14 protein-coding genes are annotated in these 16411 nt (G+C 62.1%); 4 read left to right on the plus strand and 10 right to left on the minus strand.

Going from position 1 to position 16411, the window contains the following annotated elements; translation table 11 throughout:
* Nucleotides 1-48 precede the first annotated feature (48 nt).
* The 6 genes from fdhF to ABRA89_RS09320 form a co-directional block, all read right to left on the minus strand.
* The gene (fdhF, locus tag ABRA89_RS09295; RefSeq protein WP_349941185.1) at nt 49-2895 is read right to left on the minus strand and encodes a formate dehydrogenase subunit alpha; all 2847 of its coding nucleotides are present in this window, start codon (nt 2893-2895) and stop codon (nt 49-51) included.
* A gap of 171 nt (nt 2896-3066) precedes the next feature.
* A complete protein-coding gene (locus tag ABRA89_RS09300) occupies nt 3067-4620 on the minus strand; it encodes a formate dehydrogenase beta subunit (protein WP_349941186.1) in 1554 nt (517 codons plus the stop codon).
* Nucleotides 4617-5090 (minus strand): formate dehydrogenase subunit gamma, encoded by a 474-nt coding sequence (locus ABRA89_RS09305; RefSeq protein WP_349941187.1) that lies wholly within the window; start codon nt 5088-5090, stop codon nt 4617-4619. The genes ABRA89_RS09300 and ABRA89_RS09305 overlap by 4 nt, the downstream gene beginning before the upstream one ends.
* 371 nt (nt 5091-5461) lie before the next feature.
* Nucleotides 5462-6352 carry a LysR family transcriptional regulator gene (locus ABRA89_RS09310; RefSeq protein WP_349941188.1) on the minus strand — a complete coding sequence of 297 codons (891 nt, stop codon included), beginning with the start codon at nt 6350-6352 and terminating at the stop codon, nt 5462-5464.
* Between the two features lie 93 nt (nt 6353-6445).
* A complete protein-coding gene (locus ABRA89_RS09315) occupies nt 6446-6958 on the minus strand; it encodes a hypothetical protein (RefSeq protein WP_349941189.1) in 513 nt (170 codons plus the stop codon).
* Between the two features lie 96 nt (nt 6959-7054).
* A complete protein-coding gene (locus tag ABRA89_RS09320) occupies nt 7055-8434 on the minus strand; it encodes an aspartate aminotransferase family protein (protein WP_349941190.1) in 1380 nt (459 codons plus the stop codon).
* A gap of 405 nt (nt 8435-8839) precedes the next feature.
* On the opposite strand from ABRA89_RS09320, the gene ABRA89_RS09325 reads away from it, so the two are divergent.
* Nucleotides 8840-10237, plus strand: a complete 1398-nt coding sequence (locus ABRA89_RS09325; RefSeq protein WP_349941191.1) for an HWE histidine kinase domain-containing protein — start codon at nt 8840-8842, stop codon at nt 10235-10237.
* Between the two features lie 28 nt (nt 10238-10265).
* On the opposite strand, the gene ABRA89_RS09330 is transcribed toward ABRA89_RS09325, so the two are convergent.
* Nucleotides 10266-11471: a pyridoxal phosphate-dependent aminotransferase gene (locus tag ABRA89_RS09330; RefSeq protein WP_349941192.1), complete on the minus strand. Its 1206-nt coding sequence runs from the start codon at nt 11469-11471 to the stop codon at nt 10266-10268.
* 271 nt (nt 11472-11742) lie between these two features.
* Here ABRA89_RS09330 and ABRA89_RS09335 point away from each other — a divergent pair, with 271 nt between their 5' ends.
* Entirely contained in the window at nt 11743-12360 is a 618-nt protein-coding gene (locus tag ABRA89_RS09335) for a glutathione S-transferase family protein (RefSeq protein ID WP_349941193.1), read from the plus strand.
* A gap of 404 nt (nt 12361-12764) precedes the next feature.
* Nucleotides 12765-12977, plus strand: a complete 213-nt coding sequence (locus tag ABRA89_RS09340) for a hypothetical protein (RefSeq protein WP_349941194.1) — start codon at nt 12765-12767, stop codon at nt 12975-12977.
* An 87-nt stretch (nt 12978-13064) separates the two neighbouring features.
* Here the strand turns inward: ABRA89_RS09340 and ABRA89_RS09345 are convergent, their stop codons facing one another.
* Together ABRA89_RS09345 and ABRA89_RS09350 are read right to left on the minus strand one after the other, a co-directional pair.
* The gene (locus ABRA89_RS09345) at nt 13065-14075 is read right to left on the minus strand and encodes a mechanosensitive ion channel family protein (RefSeq protein ID WP_349941195.1); all 1011 of its coding nucleotides are present in this window, start codon (nt 14073-14075) and stop codon (nt 13065-13067) included.
* 138 nt (nt 14076-14213) lie between these two features.
* Nucleotides 14214-14792, minus strand: a complete 579-nt coding sequence (locus ABRA89_RS09350) for a superoxide dismutase family protein (RefSeq protein WP_349941196.1) — start codon at nt 14790-14792, stop codon at nt 14214-14216.
* Between the two features lie 182 nt (nt 14793-14974).
* Between ABRA89_RS09350 and ABRA89_RS09355 the strand changes: the two genes are divergently transcribed.
* Nucleotides 14975-15502: a DUF1499 domain-containing protein gene (locus ABRA89_RS09355; protein WP_349941197.1), complete on the plus strand. Its 528-nt coding sequence runs from the start codon at nt 14975-14977 to the stop codon at nt 15500-15502.
* On the opposite strand, the gene ABRA89_RS09360 is transcribed toward ABRA89_RS09355, so the two are convergent.
* Nucleotides 15499-16383, minus strand: a complete 885-nt coding sequence (locus ABRA89_RS09360; protein WP_349941198.1) for an alpha/beta fold hydrolase — start codon at nt 16381-16383, stop codon at nt 15499-15501. The genes ABRA89_RS09355 and ABRA89_RS09360 overlap by 4 nt on opposite strands.
* Nucleotides 16384-16411 lie beyond the last annotated feature (28 nt).

The raw sequence follows: 16411 nt of genomic DNA on the forward strand, positions 1-16411 counted from the left end.
CTTGAAACGGAGCCGGCCGGGCGTTCGCCCGGCCGAACATCGGTCTGCTTATTCCGCCGCTTCCAGCGGGCGTATCCTGCGGCTGGTCTCGGTGAGCTCGCGATAATCTTCCTGCCACTCGGTAGGGCCGTTGGTCGGAGAGACCTGCACCGCCGTCACCTTGTATTCCGGGCAGTTCGTCGCCCAGTCGGAGAAGTCCGTGGTGATCACGTTGATCTGTGTAGAAGGGTGGTGGAATGTCGTGTGAACGACACCGACCGCCATCTTTTCCGTGATGTGAACCTTCAGCGAGGTATCGCCGACGCGACTCTGCAGCTTCACGAAATCGCCGTCGCGAATGCCGCGTTCCTCGGCATCGTGCGGATGCATCTCGAGAAGGTCTTCCGGATGCCAGACCGTGTTCTGCGTGCGCCGGGTCTGCGCGCCCACATTGTACTGACTCAGGATACGACCGGTCGTCAAGAGCAGCGGGAATCGCGGGCCGACCTTCTCGTCGGTCGCGACATATTCGGTCCGCACGAACTTGCCCTTGCCACGCATGAACTCGCCCACATGCATGACCGGCGAGCCGACCGGATGCTCCTCGTTGCAGGGCCACTGCACCGAGCCTTCCTTGTCGAGAAGCTCGTAGGTGACGCCCGCGAAGGACGGTGTCGTCGCAGCGATCTCGGCCATGATCTCGGAGGGGTGCGAGTAGTTCATGTCCATGCCGATCGCTTTCGCGAGCAGCTGTGTGACTTCCCAGTCGGCATAGCCGTTCTTCGGCTCCATCACCTTCCGCACGCGATTGATGCGGCGCTCGGCATTGGTGAAGGTCCCGTCCTTTTCGAGGAAGGTCGAACCCGGCAGGAAGACGTTGGCGTAGTTCGCCGTCTCGTTGAGGAAGAGGTCCTGAACGATCAATAGATCGAGCGCGCCAAGGCCTGCCGAGACGTGCTTGGTATCCGGGTCGGACTGGAGAATGTCCTCGCCCTGGCAGTAGAGGCCCTTGAAGGTGCCCTCGACCGCAGCATCGAACATGTTCGGGATGCGCAGCCCCGGCTCCTTGTCGATTTTGACCTTCCAGAGGTCTTCGTAGATCTTGCGCGTCTCGTCCTGCGAGATATGCCGATAGCCCGGCATCTCGTGGGGGAACGAGCCCATGTCGCAGGAGCCCTGCACGTTGTTCTGGCCGCGCAGCGGGTTCACGCCGACGCCCTTCCTGCCGATATTGCCGGTCGCCATGGCAAGGTTCGCGATCGCGATAACCGAGGTCGAACCCTGGCTGTGCTCGGTGACGCCGAGACCATAGTAGATCGCCGAATTGCCGCCCTTGGCGTAGAGCCGCGCTGCGCGTCGCACCAGGTCGGCCGGCACGCCGGTCACGATCTCGACGGCTTCCGGCGAGCGGTTCTCGGCCGAAACGAATTCCTTCCAGTCCGCGAACTCGTCGACCTCGCAACGCTCCTTCACGAACTCCTCGTCGACGAGACCTTCGGTGACGATCACATGAGCGAGCGCCGTCAGAATCGCGACATTCGTTCCAGGCCGCGTCGGCAGATGGACGTCAGCCTGGACATGCGGCGTCTTCACCAGATCGATCTGGCGCGGATCGATCACGATCACTTTCGCACCTTCGCGGATACGCTTCTTCATGCGCGAGGCGAAGACCGGATGGGCATCCGTCGGGTTCGCGCCGATCACGAGGATGACATCGGTGTGCTCGATCGAGTCGAAGTCCTGGGTGCCGGCCGAAGTGCCGTAGGTGGTCGCGAGGCCGTAGCCCGTCGGCGAATGGCAGACGCGGGCGCAGGTGTCGATATTGTTGTTGCCGAAGCCCGCCCGGACCATCTTCTGGACGACGTAGACTTCTTCGTTCGTGCAGCGTGAAGAGGAGATGCCGCCGACGGCACCACGGCCGTATTTGGCCTGGATGTCCTTGATCTTGTTCGCCGCGAACGAAATCGCCTCGTCCCACGAAACGACCTGCCACGGGTCCTTGTAGGTCTCGCGGATCATCGGCTCGAGGATGCGCTCGTCATGCTTGGCATACTCGGTAGCGAAACGGCCCTTCACGCAGGAATGGCCGCGATTGGCCTTGCCGTCCTTATAGGGGATCATGCGGACGACTTCCTCGCCCTGCATTTCCGCCTTGAAGGAGCAGCCAACGCCGCAATAGGCGCAGGTCGTCACGGCCGAAGAGGTGGGCAGGCCCTTTTCCTTCACCGTCTTTTCCTGGAGCGCCTCGGTCGGGCAGGCCTGTACGCAGGCACCGCAGGAGACGCATTCGGAGGTGAGGAACTCGTCGACCGGCGTACCGGCGGAAATACGGCTGTCGAAGCCGCGTCCCTCGACCGTCAGCGCGAAGGTGCCCTGAACCTCGTTACAGGCCCGGACGCAACGCGAGCAGACAATGCATTTGGAAGAATCGAAGGTGAAATAGGGGTTCGAATCGTCGAGCTGCGCATCGAAATGATTGCGCTCCGACGGATCATAGCGAACCTCGGAGAGCCCCACGCGCTCGGCTACATCGTGGACCTCGCAGTCGCCGCCGCCCTTGCGCTCGTCCCAGTTGCCCGGATGGTCGGAAACATAAAGCTCCATCACGCCCTTGCGGATGCGGTTCAGTCGGTCGCTTTCCGTGTGAACCACCATGCCCTCGCCGACCGGCGTCGTGCAGGAGGCGGGCGTCGTCGCCTTGCCTTCGATCTCGACGACGCAGACACGGCAGGAGCCGAAGGCATCGAGCATATCGCTCGCGCAGAGCTTCGGCACCGAAATCTCGGCCTCGGCCGCCGCCCGCATGATCGAGGTCCCCTCGGGCACGGTGACGGACTGACCATCGATCGTCAGCGTGACCATCTTCTCGGCCTTGGAAGCCGGCGTTCCGTAGTCTTTTTCTTCGATAAGGCTCATGCGGTTCCTCCCTGGGGGAAGTGTAAGGTCGTCGGTTTCGGCCAAAGCCTCAAGCCCGACCAGTATAGCAAGTTTATCGCGCGGCGCCGAGATCGGTCCGGATCAGCGAGAGCAGGCGGTCGTCAATCATAACGTCCAGTTCCAGAGATCTATCATCTCCCGGAAGCCGCCCTACTCCGCGGCCTCCCGCACCGACGTTCCGTTGAAGTCCTCCGGGAAGTGCCGGATCGCGCTCATCACCGGATAGGGGGTAAACCCGCCAAGGGCGCAAAGCGATCCGAATTCCATCGTGTTGCAGAGGTCCTCGACGAGTTCGAGGCTCTCGGCCGCGTTCTCGCCAGCCATGATCTTTTCCACCGTCTCAAGCCCGCGTACCGCGCCGATCCGGCAGGGCGTGCACTTGCCGCAGGATTCGACCGCGCAGAACTCGAAGGCGAAGCGGGCCTGCTTCATCATGTCGACCGTGTCGTCGAAGATCACGATGCCGGCATGGCCGATCAGGCCCTTCTTTTCGGCGAAGGCCTCGTAGTCGAAGGGCGTGTCGAAGAGCGAGCGCGGGAAATAGGCCCCGAGCGGCCCACCCACCTGGACGGCGCGGATGGGACGGCCGGAATTCGTACCGCCCGCGATTGTGTCGACGATCTCGCCGAGCGTCAGGCCGAACGCGACCTCGAAGAGACCGCCGTGCTTGACGTTGCCCGCGATCTGCAGCGGTATCGTGCCGCGCGAGCGGCCCATGCCGAAATCCTTGTAGAATTTCGCACCCTTGGCGAGGATTTCCGGCGTCGAGGCCAACGATATCACGTTGTTGATCACGGTCGGACGGCCGAACAGGCCCTTGATCGCCGGCAGCGGCGGCTTGAACCGCACCTGTCCGCGCTTGCCCTCCAAGCTATCGAGCAGCGAGGTTTCCTCGCCGCAGACATAGGCTCCCGCGCCGACCCGAACTTCCAGATCGAAGGCGTGCGCCGAGCCAAGCACCGAGACACCCAGCCAGCCGAATGCCTCGGCCCGCTTGATCGCCTCGCGCATCACGCGGATCGCGACCGGATATTCCGAGCGAAGATAGATGTAGCCCTTCGTCGCGCCGGTCGCGATCGCCGCAATCGTCATGCCTTCGATCAGGCAGAACGGATCGCCCTCCATGATCATGCGATCGGCGAAGGTCCCGGAATCGCCCTCGTCGGCATTGGCGACGATGTATTTCTTCGGGCCCTCGGTCTTCATGACCGTTTCCCACTTGATGCCCGTCGGGAAGCCTGCGCCGCCGCGTCCGCGCAGGCCGGATTCCTTCACCTCCTCGACGATCGCTTCCGAGCCCATTTCGAGCGCACGGCGAAGGCCGAGCAGACCGCCATGAGCCTCGTAATCCTCCAGCGAGAGCGGGTCGGTCACGCCGCAGCGCTTGAAGGTCAGACGCGTCTGACCCTTCATGAACGGATGCTCGAAGACGTCGCCGATCCGCTTGGCGTGATCGCCGCCGGTCAGGAAGCCTGCATCGAGCAGCGCTTCCATCTCACCGGGCTCGATCGGGCCATAGCCTACGCGGCCATTGCCGGTATCGACCTCGACAAGCGGCTCCAGCCAGGCCATGCCGTGCGAACCGTTGCGCACGATCTCAATGCCAAGACCGCGATCATCGCTGAGCTTCTGAAGCTCCTCGGCGATCTCGTCGGCACCATTCGCGACGGCGAAGGAATCGAGCGGGACGTAAACCTTGGTCATAGCAGCGCCTCCGCCGCGAGTTTCTCGGCGCGCGGCTGGCTCAGCCGGCCGATGATCCGATCGTCGAGCATCGCCGAAGGCGCGGTCGCGCAAAGGCCGAGGCAGTAGACAGCTTCCAGCGTCACGGCGCCATCGGCCGAGGTCTCACCGAACTTGATGCCGAGCGCCTTTTCCAGCGAATCGGCGATCGCATCGCCGCCGGCCGCCTGACAGGCTTCGGCGCGGCAGACCTTCAGGATGTGGCGGCCGTGAGGCTCCCGCTTGAAATCATGATAGAAGGAAACGACACCGTAGACTTCGGCGCGCGTGACGTTCAGCTCCCCCGCGATCAGCCGAACCGCCGGGTCGCCGATATAGCCATAGCGATGATTGAACGCATGGAGGATCGGCAGGAGCGGCCCCTCCAGATGCTTATGCTCCTCGACGAGCGCGACCGCGTCGTCTTCGTCGAATTCAACGTGATGAGCCACGCCGGCTCCTCCCGGGTGTGTATGAGACTTTGGTCGAGGGAAACACGGACGCAAACCCATGATCAAGCGCCGCTTTCCATGTTTCGATAGGTTTTGTCTATCGGAATTTAGAGATGCTCAAAATTCCCAAGCCGGATCTCGGACTTGAAAGTGAGCAAACTGTAGCCAAAAGAGGCCAAAATTGCGCTTTTCAGGCAATTTTCACAGCTTGGAACGGTTCTATCGATAGCTCTTCTTTTCGCAATCGCGTCTCTGCGGGGCAGTTGGCACAAGCATGGCGCGGTCCGTGCGCGATGCGACAAATCTTCCGGCGATGCGCCGTCGCCCCAGCCGAACCGAAACGACAACCGAGCGGCGAGAACGTCACGCGCCTAGGCTGCTTCTTCGGATCGCGCCGCCGCCTCGTTCCAGAATGCCGCGACGATCGGGGGCCTGAGATCACGCCGCGCGGTCACCAGACCGATCGGATAGCTGACGGTTGGTTCTGAGAGCGGGATCGAAACCATCGGCGGCGCGAGCCCCAGCATCACCGTCGCATGATGGGGCATGATCGTCGCGAGACCCGCCATCCGCACTTGCGAAAGGATCGCAAGCATCGAATTCGATTCCATCACGGTCTCGAAATGCCGGTCCTTCTCACCGAGATGCCGGTTCAGAATATGCCGGTTCTGCATGCTGTGGCTCAAGAGACAGAGCGGCACGCGGCTCGCCTCGTCCCAGGTCACTTCCTCGCGCTCCGAAAGCGGACTGCCGACCGTCGTCACGAGGCTGTAGCGCTCCTCGTAAAGCCCTTTATATTCGACCCGCCGCACGCGATCGTCTTCGAGATAGGTGAGCCCGACATCCACCTCGAAATCCTCGACCGCCGCCAGCAGATCGGCGGACGACATCGAGGTGACATCGAAGGTGACGTCCGGATGACGCTCGCGGAACGGCGTCGTCAGGCGCGCGACCAGAGAAAGCGCAGTCGGTATCGCACCGATCCGGAGATGCCCTGTGAGGCCGCGACGCACGCTGCGCACTTCTTCGCGCATCGTCCGCACATCGTCGGTGATTTTGCGCGCCCAGGCGAGCACCCGGTCGCCCTCGCTCGTCATGCCCTTATAGCGCGATCCGCGATTGACGAGCGTGACGCCGAGCCGCTCCTCCAGGTGCCGGATGCCGGCCGAAAGCGTCGGCTGGGTGATCCCAAGCTTGTCCGCCGCCCGCCCGAAATGGCGCTCATGCGAAAGCATGATCAGATATTCGAGCTTGTCGATCACGTCTGCGGGCCTCCCGTCCCGAGGGGACTATAGCCCATTCGCAGCCGAGTCGGTCCACCCCTGCGTGCTAAAACGGGGCAATACGCCGTTGACTCACTTTCCAGACCAAACGCCGATCGCACCTGGCGCTTTGCCGGTCACAGGGTCCGTTTCCGGCAGAGCCAGCTTCGCGATCTCTTCCCTTGCGCCTTCGACGTCGACGGAACCTGCCCGCGTGATCGCTCCAGACTGGCCCGGCGGATAACCGCCGGCGACCTGAAAATCGGAACTCGCTTCCAGCCGCTTGTGACCGACACCCGCCGGCACGACCACCGTATCGCCCGGCGACATCGGCAGTGCGATCCCGCCCTCATCCTCGTCGCCACCGAAGCCGACGACCGCCTCGCCGGAAACGCATGTCAGCACTTCATGCCCGTCGAGATGGAAGTGCCAGTAATCGAAGACGGTATAGACCCAGGTTCCCTGCCAGCCATTCGCCTCGAAACGCGCCTGCACCTTGGCGGCCGTCGCCTCGTCCGACGCGATCTCGCCTGTGATGACAATCAGCGGCAGTTCGCTGTTCGGAATGTCTTCGGTGGCCGAGAAAAGATGTGTTTCAACGGTCATGTCGCCCTCGGATGGATGTCGGTCGATCGCGTTCGAATGCCTCGATCAATACGTCCATCGGGTCCAAAGGTTCGGCTGCCCCGATCGCGAGAGAGGCTAAATCCCCATCTCCGCCGCCAGCGCATCCAGCCCCTCGCGCACGGTTTCAACGATCGTGTCGATATGCCCGTCCTCGATAATCAGCGGTGGGCAGAAGGCGAGCGTATCGCCGGCAATCGCGCGGGAGATCACGCCACGCTCCTGAATATGCGCGAAGGCCTTCGGTCCGAGGAAGCCCGGTGCATGCGGCGCGGTCGTTTTTCCGTTCTTGTCCATGACCAGCTCGACCGCCGCGATCAGCCCGACGCCGCGCACCTCGCCCACCAGCGGATGATCGGCGAGGCTGCGCAGTCCCGCCTGAAGCCGAACGCCGCGCTCGCGGGCATTGCCGACGAGATCGCGCTCCTCGATGATCCTGAGATTCTCCAGCGCCACGGCTGCTGCCACCGGGTGGCCGGTCGTCGTGAAACCGTGGCCGAAAGTGCCGGTGCGCGCCGTCTCATCGGCGATCGGCTGATAGACCCTGTCGTTCATCATCACCGCTGAGATCGGCAGGTAGGAGGAGGAGAGCGCCTTCGAGACCGTGATGATGTCCGGCTTCAGATCGTAGGTGACCGAACCGAACATCTCGCCCGTGCGTCCGAAACCGCAGATTACCTCGTCGGCGATGAACAGGATGTCCGGGTACTTCGCGAGAACCGCCTTGATCTTCTCCCAATAGGTCGCGGGCGGCACGACAACGCCCCCGGCCCCCATCACCGGCTCGGCGATGAAGGCGGCGATCGTCTCCGCCCCCTCCGCCTCGATCGTCGCTTCCAGATCGGCCGCGCAGCGGCTCGCGAATTCCTCCTCGCTTTCACCCTCCCGGCCTTCACGCCAGTAATGCGGGCAGGTCGTGTGGAGAATACCCGGCATCGGCAGATCGAAAGAGCCATGGTTTGCCGGCAACCCGGTCAGGCTCGCCGAGGCGAGCGTGATGCCGTGATAGCCCCGAATGCGCGAGATGATCTTTTTGCGCTGCGGCTCGCCCGTGGCGTTCGAGCGATAGCGCAGAAGCTTGATGATGAGGTCGTTCGCTTCCGAGCCGGAATTGGTGAAATGCACCTTCGACATCGGAACCGGCGCAAGCTGGATCAGCTTTTCGGCAAGATCGACCACCGGCGCGTGGGTCTTGTGTGTAAACGAGTGGTAGTAGGGCAGCTCGGCCATCTGCTTGGTCGCGGCATCTACCAGGCGCTTTTCCGAAAAGCCGACCGCGACCGACCACAGCCCGCTCATCGCCTCGATGTAACGCTTGCCGTCGATATCCTCGACGAAGACGCCGTCGCCCTTCGCCATCACGATCGGCCCGACCTCCTCGTGCCGCCGCGCATTCGTATAGGGGTGAAAGTGATGCGCGATATCGCGCGCTTCGATCGAATTGGGCAGTGGCGGCATGGGAAGAAGCTTTCAGCGAAAGAGCAACGTTGTCACGGCGACAAAATCGAAACCGCGACGGCCGCGCAAGCCCGGTAGCTGCTCGGCATCGCTTGCTCACACCCTAAAGACGTGGCCGCGCGCGACTGAAATGCTCACGGCAGAAGCACAGCCTCGATGGTTGACGGTCTGCCTGCAGATGGTTTTGGAAAAGTGCTGAAACGCGTTCCAATGTGAGCAAATTTAGCTCGCCCGCATCACTTCTACTTGAGACGCTATTTTTTTGAAAATGAACTTTTCAAAATTAAACGCCTCAAAAGGCGGGCGTTTTTGTCGCAGGTCGTTGTGAAAGATCGAAAACCGATTTATAAGATTCACAACACGTTTTCGCGATCACTGCGTGAGCGCAATCGGGAGTAGACTGGCATGCTCTACGTCGCGGACTGCGAATTCAAAGACCTTGGCGAAGATTTTTTAGAGGACCCAGCTTTTCTTCGCTCCGTCCTCTCGTTCTCTACCGATTGCATCAAGGTTCTCGATCTCGACGGTAATCTCCTTTTCATGAGCGAAGGAGGCAAGCGCGTCATGGAGGTTGGAGACTTTCAGTCGATCCGGGGCTGCCCGTGGCCGACCTTCTGGGCCGGCGAATGGCGGGAAAAGGCCGACCGCGCGGTTGCGACAGCGAAGGCCGGCGGTTGCGGCCATTTTCAGGGCAGTGCGCCAACCCTCGCCGGTACCACGAAATGGTGGGATGTCCGGGTCACGCCGATCGTCGAAGAGAGCGGGCAGATCACGCGCCTCCTCTCCATATCGCGCGACATCACTCAGGAAAAGCTTCTGGAAACCCGTCTCGCAGACAGCGAGAAGCGTTTGTCCGCGGCTCTCAGCGCCGCTGGCGTCGTCGGCATCTGGGATTACGATATCGCGGCGGATCGCATCCACGCAGACGAAAATCTTCTCCGGCTCTACGGGCTCAACAAGCCTGTTTCGCCCGAGGGCTTCAATCCGCGCGAGATCGAGACCCGCATTCACGAAGACGACCTCGCTCTTTATCGCGAGAATTTCAGTGCGGCGATTGTTGGCAATTCGGACTTCGACTGCGAATTCCGGATTGCCGGCGTCGGCAATACCTATCGCTGGATGCTGGCGCGCGGACGCACGAACCGAAACGAGAGTGGCCTCGTCGACCGATTTTCCGGCGCTGTCGTTGACATCACCGACCGCAAGCTCGCGCAGGAACGTGGCCAGATCGTCAATCGCGAACTCGCCCATCGCATCCGCAATCTTCTGTCCGTTGTCGGAGCCATTGTCTCGCAAACCCTGCGGCACACCCAGACGACTTCGGAAGGACAGAAGGCGATCAGCAAGCGCCTGCAGGCTCTCGACCGGGCGCAAGATGTTCTCCTGCAGGAGGAAATTACCGGCTCAGCCATCCACAACGTGGTATCGGCGGCAGTCGAGCCGCATCTTCGCAGGACCACGCTTCTGTCGGTCGAAGGTCTTCCGCTCGTTCTGAAATCGAACCAGCTGCTCGGTCTGTCGCTCGCCATGCACGAGCTCGCCACGAACGCCGTCAAATACGGCGCATTGTCCCGCGACGGCGGAAAGCTCTCGCTGCACTGGTCGACCCGTGCCAACGAGAGCGGAGAGCGCACGTTCATATTCGAATGGATCGAAAGCGGCGGCCCCATCGTCAGCCAGCCTGAGCGAAAGGGATTCGGGCGGCACCTGCTCGAGCGCGGCGTCGCCGGCTATTTCTCGGGCACGGCGAAGCTGGATTTCCGTCCGGAAGGCCTCGTCTACAGGCTCGAAGGCGTTCTTTGACGCTTCGAGCCCGCAGTTCCTTCTCGGCTCAGTCCTTCAGCGAACCGCAGAAACGCTGGATGCGCGAGCAGGCTTCCTCCAGCAGCGCTTCGGATGTCGCGTAGGAAATCCTGAAGTTCGGACCGAGGCCGAAGGCCGAGCCGTGGACAACCGCCACGCCTTCGGTCTCCAGAAGGCTCGTCACGAAGTCCTCGTCCGAATTCAGCACCTTGCCGTCCGGCGTCTTCTTACCCATCAGTCCGGCGCAGGACGGATAGACGTAGAACGCGCCCTCCGGCACCGGACACTTCATGCCCGTCGCCTGGTTCAGCATCGAGACGACGAGATCGCGCCGGCCCTGGAAGATTTCGCGATTCTTCGGGATGAAATCCTGCGTGCCATTCAACGCCTCGACCGCCGCCCACTGCGAAATCGACGCCGCACCTGAGGTCTGCTGGCCCTGGATCATGTCCATCGCCTTGATCAGCTGGATCGGACCACCGGCATAGCCGATCCGCCAGCCGGTCATCGCATAGGCCTTCGAGACGCCGTTCATGGTCAGTGTGCGATCGTAAAGGCCCGGCTCCACCTGTGCCGGCGTATAAAAGGTGAAATCGCCGTAGACGAGATGCTCGTACATGTCGTCGGTCAGCAGCCAGACATGCTCGTGGCGCATCAACACGTCGGTAAGCGCCTTGATCTCATCCTTCGTATAGGCCGCGCCCGACGGGTTCGACGGCGAGTTGAACAGGAACCACTTGGTCTTCGGCGTGATCGCCTTTTCCAGCGCCTCAGGAGTCAGCTTGAAATTCGTCTCGATGCCGGCTTCCACGAAGACCGGCGTGCCGCCGCAGATCGCGACCATTTCCGGATAGCTCACCCAATAGGGCGCCGGGATGATCACTTCGTCGCCCTTGTTGAGCGTCGCCATGAAGGCGTTGAACAGGATCTGCTTACCGCCTGTGCCGACGATGGTCTGGGCCGGCTCGTAATCGAGGCCGTTCTCGCGCTTGAACTTGGCGGCGATCGCCTCGCGCAGCTGTGGAATGCCGGAGACCGGCGTGTACTTCGTCTCGCCCCGCGCGATCGCCGCGATGGCCGCTTCCTTGATATTGTCCGGCGTGTCGAAGTCCGGCTCGCCCGCGCCGAGACCGATGACGTCCATGCCTTTCGCCTTCAGCTCGCGCGCCTTCTGCGTAACGGCGATGGTGGCGGACGGCTTGACGCGGTCGAGGGCGTCGGCAAGGAATGCCATGATCAAACTCCGGTTGTTCGGTTCGGACAGACCCTCGCCTTTTGATATTGCAGTTGCGAAGGGCGGTGGGACACTAGTCCCGACACAATGGCGGTGCAAGCATTCCATCGGATCCTGCGCGAGTTTTCACACGGGTTTCCGTCGCCGCCAGAATTTGGGACGCGATCCTTTCAGTGAAAAAAACGATCGCCTTCATTCGATAGTTTGATTGGCGGTAAGCCCGTGCACGGGCCTAGGAAATCTTGTCTTCGTCGAGCCGGGACCAATCGCGATGATCACCATCTACGGCATGCCGGACTCCGGCAATTGCTATAAGCCCCGCCTTCTCTGCGCGCTGACCGGGCAGGCGTTCCGTCATGTTCAGGTTTCGACGCAAGACGGAGGCACCGCCTCGCCCGGTTTCCGCGCCAAGAACCCGAACGGCAAGGTTCCGCTGCTCGAAACCGAGGACGGTCGCTTCCTGCCCGAATCGAACGCGATGCTCGTCTATCTCGGCGAAGGCACCGCCTTCGTGCCGGCCGATCCTTTCACGCGGGCTGAAATGTTCGCCTGGATGTTCTTCGAGCAGTACAGTCATGAGCCGACCGTCGCCGTTCGCCGCTCGCTGACGATCTATGCGGATATGAAGAAGACGGCGACGCCGGAGCGATTGGAAGCGACCCTCGAAGGCGGCAACAAGGCTCTCGGCGTGATGGAACAGCGCCTCGCCGCGTCTGACTGGCTTGCGGGTGAAAGCGTCAGCCTCGCCGATCTCTGCCTTTATGCCTACACCCATGTGGCAGGCGAAGGCGGCTTCGATCTCAGCCAATATCCGGGCATCGAGTCATGGCTGACGCGGATCGAAGCGCTCCCCGGCTACAAACCGATGAACTGGCTTCCCAACGGCTGACAGGCCGGGATTTCAACCCCATCGTCACACGCGATACGATTGGCTGGGCAAGCACTTCGCACATGCCATTCATGTACGCGTCATGTAGAATCCCTAGAGTGCCGCAAACGGTGAAACGGCGAAGGCCGTAGCCGCTGGCGCCTGGAATACTGTCTTGAAACCACGATACTTTCCGGCTTCCATCCGAATGGGCATGGTTACGTTCGCGCAAGCTGGATCGTGATAAACCCTCTCGCTCAGCCCTGCCGGAGACGAAAGGCCGGCAGATCTTGGGTGAAGGCCGATACACTACCTGAGCGTGCGTAGCGCCGACAAAACAACAAGAACAAGCCGGCGAAACGAACGGCGATCAGGAATCGAAGCGAACCGGAATCCGGCGCTTCAATACGGGGATTGGAGACACCATGAGCTACCATCTGCGAGAGCGCGTTCGGCTTGAGATCGAGAGATGCCGTTCGCAGGATGCGATCATCGATGTCGGTGGTCTTGCCGCCCGCATGTCGCAGGAGATCGATGGCGAGAGCTCCACGGCGGCCATCATGCTGCAGCGGATGATCATCGACGAATGCTCCCATGCCGGCATCGGCATGCGCGTTGGAGTCTCTCCGAACGCCTGAGCGGTTTCGGGCTTGAACGAATGAAATCGATCGCAAGGCGCGGCTGGCTCGACCATCCGCGCCTTTTTGATTCCAGCCGGTTCAGCGCTATCTTTCGTCACCGCCGGTCGATTGGAGCCGCGCCGGCCCGGGCGCTTCGCTCTCGGGCTTGAGCGGCCAACCCTCTCGCTGCTTGCCGCGCACGCCGTCCAGCGTCTCGGTCTGGTCGTGCAGCAGGGTGACGCGCGTCTCGAACGGCATGTCGATCCCCGCTTTGTCGAGCGCCGATTTGATCTCCTCCAGCGCGGCGGCCTGAGCATGAACCACGTCGGTACGAACGGAGTTCGTCCACCACCGGACCCGCAGCGTTACCCAGGACGCGGCAAGATCCCAGACCAGAACTTCAGGTTTCGGGTCCGTTTCGACGCCTTTGGCCCGCGTCAACGCATCCAGCATGACCGCTCGTGCCGTTTCGATGTCGTCGCCATAGCCAATCCCCACATCGTATTGTGAGCGCCGCTTCTCGTGCGCCGTATTCACCGTCACCGCATTGGAATAGACTTCGGCATTCGGGATGATCACGCGCCGCCGGTCATAGGTCGTGATGATCGTCGCCCGTGTCTCGATCCAGTCGACCGTTCCCTCATAGCCGTTGACCACGATCTGATCGCCCACCTGAAAGGGCTGACGGATCAGCAAAAGCAGGCCCGCGAGCCAGTTCTGCAGGATGTCCTTGAAGGCAAAGCCGATCGCCACCGATCCAATTCCGAGACCTGCCAGCAGATCGGCCGGATTGAGCGAGGGAATGACGATCGTCAGGCCGAGCAGGATGCCGAATAGGATGATGATCCATTTGATGAAGGCGCCGAGTACTTCGCCCAGATTGTCCCGCCCCCTGCGGCGGGCCCAGCGATTGAACAGGCGGTCGAACAGCCATCCTGCGAGAAAGAAGATTACGACGACGACGAGCGCCACCACGATATTCGGCAGCAGCTTCTGGATACCGATAACCCAGGATTCGACCTTGCCGAGGGCGATCGACGGATCGAATTCCACTGCCTGATCTACGGTATCAGCTCCGGACGCACCCTGATCCATATCCTGCGCGAATGCCTGCATCGGCTGAAACCTCTGTCTCGCAACCCTTCGAAGTGCTCATAAAGAAAGCGCCGGACCCAATGCCCGACGCTTCCCTCAGTCTCAAAACTATCTCCCGCCCAACCGGCGAACAGCTGGGCGCGACATCATCGCCTGTCCTTACTCGGAGCCGCCGATCACGCCGCAGGCAACCCGGTCGCCGGCATCGCCGGAAGGCTGAGACTCATAGTCGTCCGCACCGCCATGAACCATGATCGCCGAACCGTCATCGTCCAGCACAGGTGCCTCGCCGTCGGAAACCGTCAGGTTCGGATTGAAGACGGCAAAGGTTGCGCTGCCGTCGTCACCGGCCGTGAAGTTCGGCATGTCGCCGGCATGCGGGCCATTTTCGGCCATGTAGCCGTGGTCCATGTCGGTCGGGTTGTAGTGCCCGCCGGCCGCCGAGAAATCCTCGCCGCACTGACCGGTCTCATGAATGTGAAAACCGTGCTCGCCCGGCTCGAGGCCGGTCAGTTCGGCATCGAAGAGAAGGCCGTTCGGGGTCGGCGTGACGGTCACGGTGCCACGCTCCGAACCGTCCGGCGCGTTCATCGTGATCTCCATCGGCTCCATGCTGCCGCCGGAGCTGCTTTCGCTCGACGCCGCCGCGGTATCGCTCGACGACTGATCGTCCTGAGCGAGAGCAGGCGTTACGATGAGCGCGACGGATGCGAGTGCGGAAAGTACAAGTGCTTTCACGGGAAGGTTCCTCCCAATCAAATGAGTTCGTCAGGGCGATGTCTGCCTCATCGTTCTGCGAATGAAGTCGGACATCGGGCTTCGGGATGGGAACGGCGGGCCGATCCCGATTGTTCCGGCTTGCGCAGGGAGGCAGCGGCTGCGATTGCCGCGGCGAGCGAACGCGAAAAGGGTAGCGAAGGATGGGACGAATCTTGAACAGGGTCGCGATCGGTCTCGGCATTGTGGGCGTCGCCGCAGCCGGCACCTTCTATCTTCTCGGCCCAGAGCGCGTCTGGCGCCTCGCAGGCGATCCCGACCAGGGCTCGGTCGACTGGGACGCCATCGAGCGAAGCCCGAACCCGAACGATGCCCTCGCCTGCTCCGTCGCAAGCTGTTCAACGCCAGCCGAGCTCACGCTTCCGCTCTACGATGCGACGCCCGAGGCACTCCTGAAAGAGGCCGACGAGATCATACGGGGCGGCGCGCTCTCAGGTACGGTCCACCGCGTTGACGACGGACAGAACCCGCTTGCCAAGCGCTACGTCGTGCGCACGCCGCTGATGGGCTATCCCGACACGCTCAATCTCGGCGTCCGGTCCGTCGAGGGGAAAGCCGGACTTCTCCTTTATTCCCGCGCGCTTCTCGGGCGGTCAGATTTCGGTGCCAATCGCCGACGTCTCCAGACGATCATCAACGCTCTTCGCCCGAAGGCACTTCCCGAAGGCTAATTGCTGAAAAATCTGGACAGCGCCGCGAAGGTCTCTTCCGGCGCTTCCTCCACGATGAAGTGACCCGCATCGATCGGCTCTCCCTCGACGTCCTCGCACCAAACGCGCCAGATTTCGACGAGATCGGCGCCACTCGCCGGAATGCCGGCGGCTCCCCAGAGCGCCTGCGTCGGGCAGACAATCTTTCGCCCGGCCTCCCGGTCCTCCCTGTCGAGCCGCCAGTCGATCGTCGCTCCGGCCCGATAATCGTTGCAGGAGGCTTCCACATAGGCCGGCCGGCAAAAGCTTTCGCGATAGGCCTCCATCGCCGCCTCGGAAAAGGCCGAGAGGTCCTTCGCCTTCGTCCAGCTCGCGATCGTATGATCGAGGAAGTAGACCGGATCGGCACCGATCAGCGTTTCCGGCATCGGATGGGGCTGGGCGAAGAACGGCCAGTGATAGGTCTTCAGCGCCGCCGCCGCATCCATCCGCTCCCAGACCTCGGCCACCGGCACGATGTCGAGCACGGAAAGCTTCGTCACGGCGCCGGGATGATCCAGCGCCATACGATAGGCGACACGCCCGCCGCGATCGTGGCCTGCGATCATGAACCGCTCGTGCCCGAGCGCCCGCATCACCGCCAGCATGTCCCGGCCCATCATCCGCTTGGAATAGGCAGCGTTGTCGGGATCGTTCGCCGGTGCCGACGACCGCCCATATCCCCGAAGGTCCGGCACGACGACCGAGAATTGCTCAGCCAGCCGCGGCGCCAGCTCATGCCACATCGCCCCGGTCTGCGGATAGCCGTGCAGCAAGAGCAGCGGCGGCCCCTCGCCCGCCATCCGCACGAAAATCTCCGCGCCTTCGCCCTCGATCATGCTGGTCTGGAAATTCTCGAACATCGCATCGTCTCCCGGTTCGGCCTCTGCT

The sequence above is a fragment of the Fulvimarina thalattae genome, from assembly GCF_040239565.1.
Taxonomy (GTDB): Bacteria; Pseudomonadota; Alphaproteobacteria; order Rhizobiales; family Rhizobiaceae; genus Fulvimarina.

Coding starts and splice junctions, on each gene's coding strand:
- fdhF (WP_349941185.1), bottom strand. CDS start 2,895: ATGAGCCTTATCGAAGAAAAAGACTACGGAACGCCGGCTTCCAAGGCC.
- ABRA89_RS09300 (WP_349941186.1), bottom strand. CDS start 4,620: ATGACCAAGGTTTACGTCCCGCTCGATTCCTTCGCCGTCGCGAATGGT.
- ABRA89_RS09315 (WP_349941189.1), bottom strand. CDS start 6,958: ATGACCGTTGAAACACATCTTTTCTCGGCCACCGAAGACATTCCGAAC.
- ABRA89_RS09320 (WP_349941190.1), bottom strand. CDS start 8,434: ATGCCGCCACTGCCCAATTCGATCGAAGCGCGCGATATCGCGCATCAC.
- ABRA89_RS09325 (WP_349941191.1), top strand. CDS start 8,840: ATGCTCTACGTCGCGGACTGCGAATTCAAAGACCTTGGCGAAGATTTT.
- ABRA89_RS09330 (WP_349941192.1), bottom strand. CDS start 11,471: ATGGCATTCCTTGCCGACGCCCTCGACCGCGTCAAGCCGTCCGCCACC.
- ABRA89_RS09335 (WP_349941193.1), top strand. CDS start 11,743: ATGATCACCATCTACGGCATGCCGGACTCCGGCAATTGCTATAAGCCC.
- ABRA89_RS09340 (WP_349941194.1), top strand. CDS start 12,765: ATGAGCTACCATCTGCGAGAGCGCGTTCGGCTTGAGATCGAGAGATGC.
- ABRA89_RS09345 (WP_349941195.1), bottom strand. CDS start 14,075: ATGCAGGCATTCGCGCAGGATATGGATCAGGGTGCGTCCGGAGCTGAT.
- ABRA89_RS09355 (WP_349941197.1), top strand. CDS start 14,975: ATGGGACGAATCTTGAACAGGGTCGCGATCGGTCTCGGCATTGTGGGC.
- ABRA89_RS09360 (WP_349941198.1), bottom strand. CDS start 16,383: ATGTTCGAGAATTTCCAGACCAGCATGATCGAGGGCGAAGGCGCGGAG.